We start from the raw sequence: 3131 nt of genomic DNA, 5'->3' as shown, positions 1-3131 counted from the left end.
CCTGAGCACGAGGATGCCCGACAGCTTCGAGACTGAAGTCGGTCTCCAGGAGCACCGTTCCTCTTCTACGGTCACCTCCGGGGAGGCCTGTCGTGCCGGTTTGCACTCCGACGAGCCGCGGACGCGCCGTCGCTCAACGGGGAGGCATTGCCGGCAGTGATGACGCCATCGGTGCGGAAGGCGGGCTTGAGCGTGGCGAGCTTCTCGACGGTGGATCCAGGCCGGATACCCTCGTCACGTTGCAGTGCGATGCCGTCGCGGTCTGTCACGGGGACGACGAGGTCGTCGTAGAAGCCGGCGTTCCAGGCATCGTCGGCGAGGCGGTGGGAGCGTACGGCGAATTCGTCCTGACGGTTCCGCGGGATGTCGAAACGCTCGGCCAGTTGCTCGTTGGCTTCGCCCAGGGAGACGGTCCACTCCTTCGGCATCCGCTCGTTGACCAGTCGCCAGCCCAGTGTGGTGGATACCGCGGTCACGTCGCCGGCGGGGAAGACGCGTTCGGCCTTGGGAAAGACCCAGGGAGCCCGGGTCATCGACTCGACTCCGCCGGTGAGGACGATGTCCGCGTCCCCGCTTTCGATGGTGCGTGAGGCGATGAGGGCGGCATCGAGGGACGAGCCGCACAGGCGGTTGACGGTGGTTGCGGGTATGGAGGTGGGAAGTCCCGCAAGGAGAACGGCCATTCGGCCGACATTGCGGTTGTCCTCACCGGCGCCGTTGGCGTTTCCCCAGACGACGTCGCCAATGGCTTCCGGCTCCAGGGCCGGTGTCTGGGCGAGTGTCCCACTGATGATCTGCGCAGCGAGGTCGTCGGGCCGGACCCGGGCGAGAGCGCCTGAGTACCGGCCGAAGGGGGTCCGCGCTGCCGCGTAGAGATAGCTGTCTGTCACATGAATACGGTAGGAGCTCACCGTTCAGTGCGTCCAAGACCTAATTGTGATCGATTAATAAGATGATCTTATAAACTAACGCCATGGAACTACGCCAAATCAGGTACTTTCTCGCGCTGGCGGAAGAGTGCCACTTCGGACGTGCGGCCGCCCGTCTGCACGTGGCGCAACCAGCACTCTCCCAGCAGATCAAGCAGATGGAGAAGGATCTCGGAGTCTCCCTGTTCACCCGATCCACCCGGCAGGTCGCCCTGACCGAAGCAGGACATCAGCTCGTCGAGCACGCGCGCGCCCTGCTGGCGGAGGAGGAACGAACCCGACGACACATGAACGAGCTGGCTGCCGGATTCACCGGCCGCGTCGCCATCGGCTTCATCGGCACGGCCACCTACGACGTGCTGCCGAAAGTCGCACGCACCGTGCGCGCCCAACTCCCCAAGATCATCATGGATCTGCGGGGTGAACTCCTCACCCCCGACCTCGTGGACGGCCTCCTCGCCGGCACCTACGATCTCGCTGTCCTCCGTGGCACGGTGACCCATGAGGACATCCGCACCACCCTCCTGCGCTCGGAATCCCTGGTGGCTGTACTGCCGTCGCACCATCCCCTGGCGGACCGACCGCGCATCTCGTTGAAGGACCTGGCCGACGAGACATTCGTCATCCATCCATCACGCTCCCGTTCCTCCATGTACGACATGGTCCTGGCCGCTTGCCGACGCGCCGGATTCCAACCCCCGTCACTGATGGAAGTCGGTGAGACGGCCACCCTCGTCGTCTTCGTCGCCGCCGGACACGGCGTCGCCCTCGTCCCCGAGTCGGTGCAGAGCCTGCGCCTGAGCAGCGTCGCCTACAAGCCCCTCATCGAAACCGAGACCGTCGACCTTCTGCTCGCGAGCCGAGCCGGCCGCAGCACGCCTGCGACCGATCAGGTTTCCTCAGTGATCAAAGAATGCGTCCAAGACCTTGAGCACAGCGAAACCCCGACCCGTGCGCCAATGCCTACTCTGGAGGGATGACGACGAGCGGGACGACAGGCGCTCCGGTGCGGTTCAGCACCGCCGGCCTTCCTGAGGCAGAACGCATAGCGTTGTGGGAGGAACACAACGCCGAATCCCTCATCGGGCTGCGCTGCCGTTCCCTGGGGGACCGCGTTCTGAACGCGACGGAGATCAACCTGCAGCTTCCGCGGGTCCACGTGGCCCGGGTGCTGGGCAGTCCCCACGTAGTGGAGCGGCCCCAGGCGGAGATCCGCCGGGTGCCCTCGGATGCCGTGGCCTGCTATCTCAACCTGGCCGGCGACGCCTTCTTTTATCATGACGACGGGGTTCACCTGCTGCACGCGGGACAATTGCTGGTCTGCGACGCCGACAGGCCCTTCATGCGCGGCTTCGCGCACGGCCTGGAGGAACTGGCGGTCAAGATCCCCCGCACGGTCTGGAACGACCTCGGCGGACCCATGTCGCTGCCGCGGCCGCTGGTCATCGACGACGCCGCACTGCAGACCAGAACCCTCGGCACCCTCGTTGTTCAGGCACTGCGCCGAGAGACCGCCGAGAGCGTGGATGAGAACGTCCTGCTGGAGCTGATCGCCTCGGCGGTGACCGGCCGTACCCCGTCACTGTCCGCCGTTCACCTGACCATCGCGAAGGCGTACATCGATGACCATCTCACCGACGTAAGGCTCTCGGCAGCACGCATTGCCCGGGGCATCGGCATCAGCGAACGTCATCTCTCGCGGGTGTTCGCCTCGGGTGGTACGAGCGTTCCGAAGTATCTGCTCAACCGCCGCCTCGACCGGGCCCGTTCACTGCTGCAGGAGGGAGAAGTGACGACCGTGACCGAAGTGTCCGCGCGATGCGGATTCAGTTCGGCCGCCCACTTCTCCCACCGGTTCAAGCAGCGTTTCGGCCTGCGTGCCATGGACGTACTGAGGGAGGCACGAGCGCGCACCGCCGCATGACGTCAGTCGGCACCGTCAGCTGACGTCGGGTGCGAGCACGATGTCGAAGCGCACCCGCGACCACGACCGGTCACCCAGATCGCGTCCGTCCGGCGTCGCTGTACCGACCGGTTGCCCCTGGAAGTCCTTGACGAGCGACTGCTTGACCCCGAACACGGAGTCCTTGTCGAGGAGTTCGTCGCCGCGGACGAAAATGTGGGTGACCAGCGTGCGCAGGGCGGGCGCGCTCACCATGAAATGCAGGTGTGAGGCGCGCATGGGCGAGCGGCTGGTTGCCG

Annotated in this window: 3 protein-coding genes and 1 pseudogene; 2 read left to right on the top strand and 2 right to left on the bottom strand. The window is 65.6% G+C overall.

Annotated features, from left to right (window positions below; genetic code table 11):
* Positions 1 to 116: 116 nt before the first annotated feature.
* A pseudogene (locus ACWEBX_RS38590) lies at positions 117 to 890 on the bottom strand (thiolase family protein); the annotation flags it as partial.
* Between the two features lie 83 nt (positions 891 to 973).
* Between ACWEBX_RS38590 and ACWEBX_RS38585 the strand changes: the two are divergent.
* Together ACWEBX_RS38585 and ACWEBX_RS38580 are read left to right on the top strand one after the other, a co-directional pair.
* The gene (locus ACWEBX_RS38585; RefSeq protein WP_451889383.1) at positions 974 to 1909 is read left to right on the top strand and encodes a LysR substrate-binding domain-containing protein; all 936 of its coding nucleotides are present in this window, start codon (positions 974 to 976) and stop codon (positions 1907 to 1909) included.
* Positions 1906 to 2853 (top strand): AraC family transcriptional regulator, encoded by a 948-nt coding sequence (locus ACWEBX_RS38580; RefSeq protein ID WP_451889382.1) that lies wholly within the window; start codon positions 1906 to 1908, stop codon positions 2851 to 2853. The genes ACWEBX_RS38585 and ACWEBX_RS38580 overlap by 4 nt, the downstream gene beginning before the upstream one ends.
* 15 nt (positions 2854 to 2868) lie before the next feature.
* On the opposite strand, the gene ACWEBX_RS38575 is transcribed toward ACWEBX_RS38580, so the two are convergent.
* Positions 2869 to 3131 (bottom strand): dioxygenase family protein (locus ACWEBX_RS38575; protein WP_451889381.1); only part of this gene is annotated, 263 nt, incomplete at its 5' end.

This window comes from Streptomyces sp. NPDC005070 (assembly GCF_053600395.1).
This window is presented reverse-complemented; position numbering and strand designations above follow the sequence as displayed.

Coding starts and splice junctions, on each gene's coding strand:
- ACWEBX_RS38585 (WP_451889383.1), top strand. CDS start 974: ATGGAACTACGCCAAATCAGGTACTTTCTCGCGCTGGCGGAAGAGTGC.
- ACWEBX_RS38580 (WP_451889382.1), top strand. CDS start 1,906: ATGACGACGAGCGGGACGACAGGCGCTCCGGTGCGGTTCAGCACCGCC.